The sequence below is a fragment of the Chryseobacterium sp. WX genome, assembly GCF_029542485.1.
Taxonomy (GTDB): Bacteria; Bacteroidota; Bacteroidia; order Flavobacteriales; family Weeksellaceae; genus Chryseobacterium; species Chryseobacterium cucumeris.
Genome location: NZ_CP120710.1, coordinates 3,732,889 through 3,746,018, shown reverse-complemented (window position 1 = coordinate 3,746,018; position 13,130 = coordinate 3,732,889). Strand labels below are relative to the sequence as shown.

General features: G+C 33.5%; 13 protein-coding genes. 11 read left to right on the top strand and 2 right to left on the bottom strand.

The window, feature by feature from the left end:
* Positions 1 to 76 precede the first annotated feature (76 nt).
* Both nusA and rimP read right to left on the bottom strand, forming a co-directional pair.
* On the bottom strand, positions 77 to 1,312 hold the full coding sequence (nusA, locus tag PZ898_RS16905) for a transcription termination factor NusA (RefSeq protein WP_002982960.1): 1,236 nt from the start codon (positions 1,310 to 1,312) through the stop codon (positions 77 to 79).
* 16 nt (positions 1,313 to 1,328) lie between these two features.
* On the bottom strand, positions 1,329 to 1,796 hold the full coding sequence (rimP, locus tag PZ898_RS16900) for a ribosome assembly cofactor RimP (protein WP_034691441.1): 468 nt from the start codon (positions 1,794 to 1,796) through the stop codon (positions 1,329 to 1,331).
* A gap of 214 nt (positions 1,797 to 2,010) precedes the next feature.
* Here rimP and PZ898_RS16895 point away from each other — a divergent pair, with 214 nt between their 5' ends.
* The 11 genes from PZ898_RS16895 to PZ898_RS16840 all read left to right on the top strand — a co-directional run bounded on the left by PZ898_RS16895 (position 2,011) and on the right by PZ898_RS16840 (position 13,130).
* Positions 2,011 to 3,324: a UDP-glucose/GDP-mannose dehydrogenase family protein gene (locus PZ898_RS16895; protein WP_062673448.1), complete on the top strand. Its 1,314-nt coding sequence runs from the start codon at positions 2,011 to 2,013 to the stop codon at positions 3,322 to 3,324.
* A 4-nt stretch (positions 3,325 to 3,328) separates the two neighbouring features.
* Positions 3,329 to 4,408, top strand: a complete 1,080-nt coding sequence (gene rfbB, locus PZ898_RS16890; protein WP_123278556.1) for a dTDP-glucose 4,6-dehydratase — start codon at positions 3,329 to 3,331, stop codon at positions 4,406 to 4,408.
* A gap of 127 nt (positions 4,409 to 4,535) precedes the next feature.
* Positions 4,536 to 5,399 carry a glucose-1-phosphate thymidylyltransferase RfbA gene (gene rfbA / locus PZ898_RS16885; RefSeq protein WP_062673445.1) on the top strand — a complete coding sequence of 288 codons (864 nt, stop codon included), beginning with the start codon at positions 4,536 to 4,538 and terminating at the stop codon, positions 5,397 to 5,399.
* Between the two features lie 174 nt (positions 5,400 to 5,573).
* Positions 5,574 to 6,422, top strand: coding sequence for an ABC transporter permease (locus PZ898_RS16880; RefSeq protein ID WP_277693812.1), 849 nt, complete (start codon positions 5,574 to 5,576; stop codon positions 6,420 to 6,422).
* Between the two features lie 44 nt (positions 6,423 to 6,466).
* The gene (locus tag PZ898_RS16875) at positions 6,467 to 7,726 is read left to right on the top strand and encodes a polysaccharide ABC transporter ATP-binding protein (RefSeq protein ID WP_062673440.1); all 1,260 of its coding nucleotides are present in this window, start codon (positions 6,467 to 6,469) and stop codon (positions 7,724 to 7,726) included.
* A complete protein-coding gene (locus PZ898_RS16870) occupies positions 7,723 to 8,124 on the top strand; it encodes an FdtA/QdtA family cupin domain-containing protein (RefSeq protein ID WP_062673439.1) in 402 nt (133 codons plus the stop codon). The genes PZ898_RS16875 and PZ898_RS16870 overlap by 4 nt, the downstream gene beginning before the upstream one ends.
* Positions 8,114 to 8,980: a GNAT family N-acetyltransferase gene (locus PZ898_RS24350; protein WP_347176645.1), complete on the top strand. Its 867-nt coding sequence runs from the start codon at positions 8,114 to 8,116 to the stop codon at positions 8,978 to 8,980. Before PZ898_RS16870 ends, PZ898_RS24350 begins: the two co-directional genes overlap by 11 nt.
* Before the next feature lies 1 nt (position 8,981).
* On the top strand, positions 8,982 to 9,914 hold the full coding sequence (locus PZ898_RS16855) for a hypothetical protein (protein WP_062673437.1): 933 nt from the start codon (positions 8,982 to 8,984) through the stop codon (positions 9,912 to 9,914).
* 3 nt (positions 9,915 to 9,917) lie between these two features.
* Positions 9,918 to 11,021 carry a DegT/DnrJ/EryC1/StrS family aminotransferase gene (locus PZ898_RS16850; protein ID WP_062673435.1) on the top strand — a complete coding sequence of 368 codons (1,104 nt, stop codon included), beginning with the start codon at positions 9,918 to 9,920 and terminating at the stop codon, positions 11,019 to 11,021.
* Entirely contained in the window at positions 11,008 to 12,519 is a 1,512-nt protein-coding gene (locus PZ898_RS16845) for a hypothetical protein (protein WP_277693811.1), read from the top strand. The genes PZ898_RS16850 and PZ898_RS16845 overlap by 14 nt, the downstream gene beginning before the upstream one ends.
* The gene (locus PZ898_RS16840; RefSeq protein WP_277693810.1) at positions 12,516 to 13,130 is read left to right on the top strand and encodes a DapH/DapD/GlmU-related protein; all 615 of its coding nucleotides are present in this window, start codon (positions 12,516 to 12,518) and stop codon (positions 13,128 to 13,130) included. The genes PZ898_RS16845 and PZ898_RS16840 overlap by 4 nt, the downstream gene beginning before the upstream one ends.

The window sequence follows — 13,130 nt, the reverse complement described above, 5'->3', positions numbered from 1 at the left end:
TTATATTATTTACTGTTTTTAATTTTTAAAATTAAAGTATTTCTTTTTTACTGTTTATTAAAATTTATTTAAAATCTTAATCTTCAAATTCTTCTCTCAGAATACGTTTAACCTCTTCGATGGTTTCTTCTTCAAGGTCTACCATATTTAAAAGACTTTCAGTTTCTTTATCCAATACTGATTTTGCAGTCGTAAGTCCTACTTTCTTAAACTCATCCAAAATCCATTGCTCGATATCATCGTTAAATTCTTTCAATTCAACATCATCATCCTCGCTGGACTCTCTGTATACATCAATCTCATATCCTGTCAACCAAGAAGCCAGTCTGATATTCTGACCTTGTTTTCCGATCACTTTAGAAATTTCCTCAACTGGAGTATATACCAATGCATAATTGGTCTCTTCATTGATTTCAATTTTGTTAATAGTAACGTTTCCTAATGCTCTCTTCACCAAAATCTCAGGGTTTTTAGACCACTGAATAACATCGATGTTTTCATTTCTCAACTCTCTCACAACGCCATGAATTCTGGATCCTTTCACTCCAACACAAGCTCCTACCGGATCAATTCTGTCATCATAAGCATCTACTGCAATCTTCGCCTTTTCACCAGGAATTCTCACTACCTTTTTAAGGATAATTGTTCCGTCCTGGATTTCAGGAATTTCCAGCTCTAATAACTTCTCAAGGAATTTAGGTGCAGTTCTGGAAATAATAATCTGTGGTTTAGAACCTTTAAAATCTACTGTCTCAACAATAGCTCTGATATTCTCACCCTTTTTAAAGAAATCGGATGGGATCTGGTTTTCTTTTGGTAAAATAAATTCATTTCCTTCATCATCCAGCAAAATCACGTGCTTATGACGGATGTGGTGGATTTCCCCTACAACGATTTCACCAATTTTATCTCTAAACTGTTCGTACAGCATTGCATTATTGTGTTCCTGAAGTTTTGTAGCAAGGATTTGCTTAAGGGTAAGAATATTTCTTCTTCCCAATTGTGCAACAGGAATTTCCATTGTAAAGTCCTCACCTACTTCGAAGGTAGGGTCAATCTTCTTTGCTTCAGAAATTTCTATCTCCAAATCATCATCTTCAGACATTTCGTCCTCTACAATTGTTTTATTCAAAAATATCTGAAAATCTCCTTTATCCGGGTTTACAATCACATCAAAATGATCATCTGAATCAAATCTCTTTCTTAAAAGAGTTTTCAGTGAATCTTCAATAATTGCCATAAGATCAATCTTACTGATCCCTTTTTCGTCTTTAAAATCACCAAAGGATTCAATCAACGCTATATTATCCATCTATTCTTTTTTCTTTTTAAAATTTAATTACTACTAATGCTTTTTTGATCTCAGGATAAGAAATTTCTTTCTCCTCCTCCACATCTACTTTTCCTTTTCCGATATCTTTCGGCTTTCGGTAACGTAGAACAAGTGTGATCTTCTCATCGTCTACTTTTGACAATTCTCCTTCAATTTTAGAAGAATCCTCCAGCATCACCTCAATTTCTCTTCCAATGTTTTTACTGAACTGTCTTGGTGTGGATAATGGCTCGCTCAGTCCTGCAGACATCACCTGAAGGCTGAAGTCATGCTCTTCACGATCCATATTAAATTCAATCGCACGGCTTGCATCAAGGCAGTCCTGCAAAGAAACTCCGTTATCACCATCCAAAATCACTGTAATATCATCCCCTGCAGAAATTTTAAGATCAATAAGAAACAGATCTTTTCTGGTCTCAAGGAATTCATTTAATAATTCTTCAATTCTTTTTCTAAACTCCATATATTTTTATCTTGATTTACAGTACGAAAAAAGGCTTTCTTCCGAAGCCTTCCCATTTTTTCCGTAAATCCATTGCAAATATAAGCTTTTTTTCTAAAAATGCAAAATTATCTTAAGTATCAAGCAAATAGCGTAAGATTCATTTACAATAAATTAAAAGAGTATGTCACAGGATTTTTATTACTTTTGTCTTTAGAATTTTAAAACAGATATTTTGAATATAACGATTGTAGGAACAGGTTATGTAGGTTTGGTTACAGGAACTACTCTGGCAGAACTTGGCAATTCAGTATACTGTGTTGATATTGATGAAAAAAAAGTAGAAGGTATGAAAAACGGCATTGTTCCCATCTATGAGCCGAACCTTGAAGAAATGTTTTTAAGAAACATCCAGTCCGAAAGATTATTTTTCACTACCAATCTTAAAGAAGCTTTAGACAAAAGCGAAGTTATATATCTGGCATTGCCTACTCCTCCGGGAGAAGACGGTTCTGCAGATTTGTCTTATGTACTTCAGGTAGCCGATAATATTGGCGAGATGATGACTGAATACAAAGTCATTGTCAATAAAAGTACTGTTCCCGTAGGAACTGCAGACAGAGTAAGAGAAACAATTTCGTCTAAAACAGACATTCCTTTTGATGTAGTTTCAAATCCCGAATTCCTGAGAGAAGGATTTGCTGTTGAAGACTCTATGAATCCCTCAAGAGTCGTTGTAGGGGCAAGCTCAGAAAAAGCTAAAGATATTATGTCTAAAATATATCAGCCTTTTACCAATACCGGAATTCCCATCATTTTTATGGATGAGAAGTCTTCGGAACTTACCAAATATGCAGCGAATTCATTTTTAGCAGTAAAAATTACCTTCATGAATGAAATTGCCAACTATTGTGAAAAGGTAGGTGCAGATGTGGATAAGGTAAGACTGGGAATGGGTAGTGATGACAGAATCGGGCACAGATTTTTATTCCCTGGAATCGGATATGGAGGAAGCTGCTTCCCTAAAGACGTAAAAGCACTTATAAAATCCGGGAAACAGGAAGATTTTAATTTCCAGATCCTGGAAGCTACCGAAAATGTAAATACCACCCAGAAAGTTATTTTAGTATCTGAAATTGAAAAATACTTCGGAGGAAATATTGAAGGGAAGAAAATCGCCATGTGGGGACTTGCCTTTAAAGCAAATACAGATGACATCAGAGAAGCTTCATCTTTAGACAATATTGCACTTTTATTGGAGAAAGGCGCGGAAATTGTAGCATATGATGCTGTTGCAGAAAGCAATGTTCAAAAACTTCTTGGCAACAAAATACAATACGCCAAAGGAATGTATGATGCACTGGAAGATGTGGACGCACTATTTATTGCTACAGAATGGCCTGAATTCAAAAACCCTAATTTTGAACTGATGGCTAAAAAAATGAAAAACAAAGTCATTTTTGACGGCAGAAATATGTATCCATTGGAAGTCCCTGAGCAAAACGGATTTTATTATAAAAGTATAGGAAGAAAGACCATCTCAAAATAAATCAATGAAAAACATTATCATTACAGGAGGTGCCGGGTTTATCGGTTCCCATGTTGTAAGAGAATTTGTAAAAAACAATCCGGATACTACAATCATCAACCTTGATGCTCTTACATACGCCGGAAATCTGGAAAACTTAAAGGACATTGAAAATGAACCTAATTATGTTTTCGAAAAAGCAGATATTACAAAACCGGAAGAACTTAGAAGAGTTTTCGAAAAATACAATCCGGATGCGGTTGTACATTTAGCAGCAGAAAGTCATGTAGACAGAAGTATTACAGATCCAATGGCATTTATCAACACGAATGTAAACGGGACCGCTAATCTTCTGAATCTTTGTAAAGAGTTCTGGACGTTAAATCCCGATCATACCCACGGCAGATTCCCGGATGAAAAAAGAAATAATCTTTTCTATCATATTTCTACCGACGAAGTATATGGAAGTTTAGGCGAAACAGGATTCTTTTTAGAAACGACATCCTACGACCCTCAATCTCCGTATTCAGCATCCAAAGCAGCTTCTGACCATTTGGTAAGAGCTTACGGAAATACTTATGGAATGCCTTTCATCGTTTCGAACTGTTCCAACAACTACGGCCCGAATCATTTCCCTGAAAAGCTCATTCCCCTTTGTATTTCGAATATCATCAACGAGAAACCGCTTCCTATTTACGGTGATGGAAAATATACCAGAGACTGGTTGTTTGTCATTGACCATGCCAAGGCGATTCATCAGATATTTAAAGAAGCAAAAACCGGTGAGACTTACAATATCGGAGGATTCAACGAGTGGCAGAATATTGATCTTGTCAAAGAACTGATCAAACAAATGGATGCCAAGTTGGAAAGACCGGAAGGCTATTCAGAAAAACTGATCACTTTTGTAAAAGACAGACCGGGTCACGACAAACGTTACGCTATTGATGCAACAAAACTGAATAAAGATTTAGGCTGGAAACCTTCAGTTACCTTTGAAGAAGGATTAGCAAAAACCATCGACTGGTATCTTGAAAATAAAGAATGGCTTGAAAATGTGACTTCAGGAAATTATCAGGATTACTACAGCAAGCAATACAGCTAAATCTCCAGCTATTAAAGGAACAGGTATAGAATCTGACATCATTCATTTCAGTCTTTTATAACACACCAGCAATAGCAAAATAAATCGATTTATAACACAAAAGAAATAGCGTAATACGCACCAAAACATGAAAGGAATAATATTAGCCGGAGGCTCCGGAACAAGACTTTACCCTCTAACTATTGCCGTAAGCAAGCAGCTGATGCCTGTTTACGACAAACCCATGATCTACTATCCGCTTTCCACACTTCTTTTAGCAGGAATCAAAGATATTCTGATCATCACAACTCCACACGACCAGGCAGGTTTCATCAAACTTTTAGGCGACGGTTCGCAAATCGGCTGTAATATAGAATATGTTGTACAGCCAAGCCCGGACGGTTTAGCACAAGCTTTTATTCTGGGCGAGCAATTTATTGGTAACGACCCTGCAGCGCTGGTATTGGGAGATAATATCTTCTATGGTTCTGAAATGGGAACCTTACTGAAAAACAAAACCAATCCTGAAGGAGGAGTTGTTTTTGCCTACCACGTAGCAGATCCGGAAAGATATGGTGTAGTGGAATTCGACAAAAACCTGAAAGCGGTTTCTATTGAAGAAAAGCCTTTAAACCCTAAGTCAAACTATGCCGTTCCAGGTCTTTATTTTTACGATAACAATGTAGTGGAAATCGCTAAAAATATTAAACCTTCAGCAAGAGGTGAGCTGGAAATCACAGATATCAACAATGTTTATTTAAGCAATGGAAAGCTTGAGGTAGCTGTTCTGAACAGAGGAACGGCATGGCTGGATACAGGAACTTTTGATTCTCTTCACGACGCTTCAGAATTTGTAAGTGTCATCGAAAAAAGACAAGGGTTTAAAATTGGCTGTATAGAAGAAATTGCCTTCAGAAATAAATTCATTGGTGAAGAAAAACTGCTTGAAACGGCTACCAAATATGGCAAAAGTGGATACGGCGAATACCTGAAACAACTTATCGGAAAATAACAAATATAATTTATAAAATTCATAGACTATTGGCTTTATGGCCAATAGTTTTTGTTCATACCGACAAATATCAATATATTAGTTGTTGATTTTTAGTTTTATTGACTATGAAAATTTATAAACTAATATACACGGTAATAATTAATTATTATAAATTTGCAAAAACTTACACAGATGAATGAACCACAACAAAAGTGGACAGAAACGATTGATGCCGATCATTCGTTATTTGACTTGAAGCTAAAGGAAGTCTGGAGATACAAAGATCTTGTTTATATGTTTGTAAAAAGAGATTTTGTATCCAGCTTTAAGCAGACTATTTTAGGGCCGATCTGGTTTTTTATCAATCCCATTTTAACGACCATTGTCTATCTGGTTATTTTTGGAAGAATTGCCAAATTACCTACAGATGGAGCTCCACCGCTCCTTTTTTATCTGGCTGGTGTTACTCTTTGGAATTACTTTTCTTCCTCATTACTGGCCACCTCCTCTACTTTTACCGGGAATGCCGGCATCTTCGGAAAAGTCTATTTTCCAAGACTGGTTACTCCGTTATCCATTGTTATCTCTAATCTGATGCGGTTTGGAGTACAGCTTATTTTATTCATTCTTGCCTGGGCATATTATTATAGTAAAGGAGAAGTTCATCCTAATATCTGGATTCTTGCAACTCCTTTCCTAATATTCTTAATGGCACTTTTTGCCTTGGGAGTTGGGATGATCTTTTCTTCACTGACTACAAAGTATAAAGATCTTGCAATGCTACTGGGCTTTGGTGTAAGTTTATATATGTATGCAACTCCGGTTATTTATCCTGTTTCCTCATTACCGGGATTTTTTAAAAACCTGGCTTATTATAATCCTTTAACCGGTATTTTTGAATGTTTTAAATATGCTTGGATAGGCGTTGGAGACTTTTCTCCCACCATGCTGGGAATGAGTACTGTTATTATTCTTATCCTTTTAGTGATAGGAATTGTTGTTTTCAACAAGGTTGAAAAAACCTTTATGGATACCGTATAACCTTTGTTGGTAAACTTTTTTATTAATTTAAATCATTTAAGAATATGCTGTCTTTAAAAGCAGAAAATATATCCAAACAATATCGTCTAGGACAAGTCGGGACAGGGACTCTATCTCATGACCTTAACAGGTTTTGGCATAAAGTAAGAGGAAAAGAAGATCCTTATCTGAAAATTGGTGAAGCCAATGATAGAACAACAAAAGGATTATCCGACTATGTGTGGTCTCTTCGTGATATTAATTTTGAAATCGAACAAGGAGACGCTGTTGGAATTATCGGCAGAAACGGTGCTGGAAAATCAACTCTGCTTAAGGTTTTAAGTAAAGTTACAAAACCTACAACAGGAAGAATATTTACAAACGGAAGAATAGCATCTCTGCTTGAGGTAGGAACAGGATTCCACCCTGAAATGACAGGAAGAGAGAATGTCTTTCTTAATGGAGCCATTTTAGGTATGACCCGCAAGGAAATCAAAAGAAAATTTGATGAAATTGTAGATTTCTCAGGTGTTGAAAGATATATAGACACTCCTGTGAAGAGATATTCTTCGGGGATGTACGTTCGCCTTGCTTTTGCTGTAGCCGCCCATTTAGAATCTGAAATTCTTATTGTAGATGAAGTACTCGCAGTAGGAGATGCAGAATTTCAGAAAAAGTGTCTTGGTAAAATGAATGATGTAACGAGAGGAGAAGGCCGAACCATACTTTTTGTCAGCCATAATATGACAGCTATTAAAGAGCTTTGCACAAAAGGAATTCTTTTGAATCAAGGACAAATTGGCTATCAAGGCGACATTCTCAATACGATCATAGAATATCAAAAAAGCAGCGCAAGAGAAAGCTCTTACCAATATAATGGTAATCTGAACGAAGCTATAGGTAACGAAAATATCAGAATAAAAGAATTTTCAGTAACTCCTATTAATGGAGATTTATTAGATATTGATTCTGGAGCTCATGTAAAACTTGTTTTTCATAATTTCTGTCCGGATATCACTCTTGACACAACTTTTGAACTAAAAAATTATGAAGAATTGGTGATTTTCCATGTTGGAAAATGTGTTTCCGAAAATAACAATTCAAAAATAGGCGAATATACTGTAGAATTTGATATTCCTGCAGGGCTTTTGAATGCTGGAAACTACTATTTTAAACTTTACTTCGGGAAGGATCAAAAAATACTTTTATACGGAATTGATGAATTTATTGGATTTGAAGTAGAAAATGTAAAAGTGGGAACAATGATGCACATTTACCCAGGAGTTACCAGACCATTTTTTGAATACAAAGTACAAACACCATGATCCCACAAATAATAGAACTCCCAAAAATATATGATAAAAGAGGGAACTTATCCTTTTTTGAATATCCTAATCAACTTCCTTTTGAGATACAAAGAACATATTGGATATATGATGTCCCTGGAGGAGAAGTAAGAGGAAGCCATGCTTTCAAAGAACAGCAAGAATTTATTATTGCCCTTTCAGGAAGTTTTGATATTGTAATCCATGATGGAAAAGAAGAACAAAGGTTTTCTTTAAACAGGTCCTATTACGGATTATATATTCCCAGAATGTTTTGGCGAAGATTAGAAAATTTTTCTACCAATTCATTAGCACTCATTGTCTCTGATAGACAGTACAATGAAAATGATTATATAAGAGATTTTGAAGAATTTAAAATACTGGCTGATGAAAAATAATATTTCTGTATTTGACTGTAATGTTATTGATTTAGGTAAAATCAGTTTTGATGAAGGCAACCTTACAGTAGTTGAAAATAACGCCGCATTTCCATTCAATGTTAAAAGAATTTTCTACCTTTATGATATTGCAGGAGGAGAAAGCAGAGGTGCTCATTCACATAAAGAATGTCATCAATTTCTGATTGCAGCAAGTGGCAGTTTTGAAGTTTCTCTGGATGATGGCAAGTTCAAAAGACAGGTATTTTTGAATCGTCCTGATTTAGGATTACATATTCCTCCTGGGATATGGGCTTCTGAAATTAATTTTTCTTCAGGAGCAATTTGTTTGGTCCTTGCATCTCATACTTATAACGAAAATGATTATATCCGAAATTATGAAGATTTTTTGAATTTTAATAAACTCCAATTAGTTGATTATACAAAAAATATTCTAGAAAAATCATGGAATTGGTTAAATGACCCGGAAATAAAATATCTTACCAATACACCTGATTTCTCAAAAGAAGATCAGCAAAAATGGTTTGCAGGTTTAGAAAACAATAAAACGTATTGGGTTAAAGGTATCAAGCATAATCATAAAATCATTGGTGTAGTTGGCTTAAAAAAAATTGATCTCACCAATAAAACCGCAGAGTATTTTGTTTACATCGGGGAAAAAGAATATTGGGGAAAGGGTTTAAGCGCTGATTTATTTAAACTTATTTTTAAAGTTGCCAAAGACCAGTTGAATTTAGAAAGTTTATATTTAAATGTTATTCCTGGAAATACCAGAGCTGTAAAAGCTTATGAAAAAGCAGGTTTTTCAATATCTGATAATTCAGACTCCTATATAACCATGTCCTTAAGGCTATAACATGAATTTTGAAATAAAAAAATATACGCAAAAAGATTATACTGACTGGAATCTGTTTATAAAAGAAAGTAAAAATGGACTTTTCTTTTATGACAGAGACTTTATGGATTATCATTCTGATCGCTTCAAAGATCATTCTCTGTTTATTTTAAAAAACAATAAAGTTGTAGCAGTATTTCCAGCCAATGAATCAGGAAAAGAAATTATTTCTCATGGAGGTCTTACCTTTGGATCATTGATTCTCTCCTATCATGTAAAGGCTAGTGAAGTTTTGAATATTTTTGAGGAAATAAAAAAATATTATCAAGAATATTCTTTTAATGAAATAATTTATAAAGCCGTTCCTCATATTTTTCACAAATATCCTTCAGAAGAAGACTTATATGCTCTTTTTCGTAACCAAGCTAAACTTTTCCGAAGAGATATATCATCTGTAATTGATCTTTCATCCCCTATTCGTTTCTCTGAAACAAAAAGACAATTAGTGAGAAAATGTGAAGGAAATGAAGTCACTATAAGTGAAAATAAAAATTTTAAGGAATATTGGACTTTACTTTCAGATGTTCTTAAAAAATTTGATACAAAACCTGTACATACTGAAGAAGAAATCAAATTATTAAATAAAAAATTTCCTGAAAACATCAGACTATTTGAAGCAAGAAAAGATAATTTTCTTTTAGCAGGGATTGTTATTTTTGATTTTGGAAATGTCGTTCACACACAATATATGGCAGCATCACAAGAAGGAAGAAAAATAGGGGCATTAGATTTTATAAACTATTTTCTTATAAGTGAATTTCAAAACAAAAAATATTATAGTTTCGGAATTTCAACAGAAAACCAAGGAAAAATATTAAACGAAGGATTGATCCAGCAAAAAGAAAACATGGGAGCAAGAGGGATCACATTAGATTTTTACTCTATAAAACTTTAAATTATGATTAAATTTCTTGATTTACAAAAAATCAATTTACAGTACCAAGAAGAAATTGAAACTAAAATTTTGGAAGTTTTTCGTTCTGGATGGTATCTCATGGGAACTGAATTGTCTAGTTTTGAAAAAAACCTGTCAAATTATATAGGCTCTAAACACGCTATTGGAGTTGCTAATGGACTGGATGCACTGCGTTTAATACTCCGTGCTTATATTGAACTAGGATTTATGAGCCCGGGAGATGAAATAATTGTTCCATCAAATACATATATTGCCTCAATTCTTGCAATTTCGGATAACAAATTAATTCCAGTACTAGTAGAACCTGATATTAATACTTACAATATTGATATTAGTAAAATAGAAGAAAAAATTACCCCTAAAACAAAAGGAATTCTTATCGTACACTTACAGGGAAGAGTGGTTTTCTCTGAAGAACTGAAGAAAACGGCAGAAAGACATAACTTAAAAATCATTGAAGACAATGCTCAAGCAATTGGGGCTGAATGGCAAGGTTTAAAATCAGGTAATCTCGGAGATTCCGCAGGCTTCAGTTTTTATCCAGGAAAGAATCTAGGTGCATTAGGAGATGCAGGAGCCATTACTACCAATAATGATGATCTTGCTAAAGCCATCAGAACTTTAGCAAATTACGGTTCTAATCAAAAATATGTCAATATTTACAAAGGCCTAAATTCCAGGCTCGATGAAATTCAGGCTGCAGTATTAGATATAAAATTAAAATACATTGATACTGAAAACAAAATCAGAAGAACTATTGCTAAACATTTTATAAATAGCATCACAAACCCTGAGATTATACTTCCCGAATACCCTGAAAATGAAAAAGAACATGTATGGCACGTCTTTGTTATAAGAAGTAAAAAAAGACAAGCCCTTCAAGATTACCTAAGCAATAAAGGTATACAAACAATTATACACTATCCTATACCACCTCATCAACAGGAAGCTTATAAAGAATGGAACCATCTTTCATTTCCCATTAGTGAAAAGATTCATGAAGAAGTTTTAAGCCTACCCATAAGCCCTGTAATGACAAACGAAGATATAGAAAAAATAATCTCAGAATTAAATGATTTCAAATAAAAAGCTTATTCATATTGATAAAATTCTGAAAAAGAATTTAAAACAAACCATAAACAAAAAAAATTATGACTTCGCTTTACGATTAATAGAGTTATCAGCACATCTAAAATACAATTATGCGTTTGATGACACCCTATATGATGAAGAATTAGAAAACTCATTGAAACAAATTTCTAACTCTCTTTTTAAATCAGAAAAGATAGTCCCTAACGAAGATGTTGTTTTATTCTATGATTACTTTGGTTATGATAACAGAGGCTTAACCCAGCAATATCTAAGGGCATTATTAAGACTTAATAAGCGAATCATTCTTGTCTTTGAAAGTAAAAACAGGCATTATAAAAATGAAGCAATTCTAGCAGAAATTGAGCATTATAATAATAAAGAAATTTATTATTTGGAAGGAAACGACAGAATAGAACTATGTAAAAGTCTCATTAATATTATTTTAGCAGAAAAACCAAAACATATTTTAATGCATTTAGTTCCTTGGGATACTATTGCTTATATCGCTTTCTATAAAATACAAGGAATTATAAGATACCAAATAAATTTAACGGATCATGCATTTTGGCTTGGGGTGGACATTACAGATATAAATATTGAATTTCGTTCATTTGGACAAAATTTATCTGAGCAATTAAGAAAGATTCCTAGTCATAAAAACAAAATATTACCATATTATCCTATTTTGTCGGAAACTCCATTTCAAGGTTTTGATTTTGATACTAAAAACAAAAAAATACTATTTTCTGGGAGTACATTTTATAAAATTCTGGGAAATAATTTAGAATTTCTTGAAACAATACATAAGATTTTACAATTAGATGATAATTTAATTTTTGTATTTGCTGGGAGTGGTAATGGTACATCCATTAATAAATTTATTGATGATCATAAATTAAACAACAGAATATTCTTAATTGGCGACCGTTATGATTTATATGAAATTATGAAAAACGTAGATTATTATATTTCTACTTTTCCCTATATAGGTGCCTTAATGACACAAATTGCTGTTGCTTCAGGATTACCTGTTTTTGCTTATGTACATCCCAAAAACTTGGTAAGTGATATAAAAGATTTATTTTACAAATCTGATAGATTTAAAAGCTTTGACAATTTAGATACATTAGTAAAGGAATTTTCCATTGAATACAAAAAAAATACTCCAAAATCACTTTATAATAATCTGATGATTACTGAAAAAGAATTTTCTGAGAATTTAGAAAAAATATTTAATGGAGAAAACCCAATGTCATTTTTGGAAAAGAAGTATGATGTACTTGAATCTTATCAAACATTTAATAGCTTAATGATTGAAGCTGAAAACTTATATAATCCTGTCTTTGAAAATACCATTAATAAATTTTTAACGAGTGGTGAAAGATTTAGAATGTTTCAGGATTATAAATTAAGATATTATAAAAAAGTTTTTAAAGAAAACAAAATACTATTTTTAAAAACATTGTATTATCAATTAACAGGGAAAATATGAATTTTTTAAAAAAATATATTGTTAATTTTTTGTTCGATGTTCTGAATTCGAATGCTTATAAAACCCATACTCAAAATAAAATTAATGAGTGGGCTAGGAAAAGTTTTAAAAACTTTGGAACGAATTCTAATTTGCCGGAAGAACATTGTATAGAAAATCCTAAATATATCTCCATAGGTAAAAACTTCAGTTCCCTGTTTCATCTCAGGTTGGAAGCATGGGATCATTTTCAGGGGGAGAGTTTTACTCCTGAGATCATAATTGGAGATGACGTCATTTGTAATTCCGATATCCACATTGGTGCTATCAATAAGATTATTATAGGAAATAATGTACTTATGGCCAGCAGAATATACATTTCTGATCATTCCCACGGAAATGTAAGTATTGAAGATCTGGAACATGTCCCTGCAATGAGGCCACTATACTCCAAAGGGCCGGTAATTATTGAGGATAACGTATGGATTGGCGAAGGTGTATGCATCCTTCCGGGAGTTACCATTGGTGAGAACTGTATCATAGGAGCCAACTCTGTAGTGAATAAGAGTTTCCCTAAAAATTCAGTTATTGCAGGAATTCCCGCCAGATTAATAAAAACATTAGAAAACTGA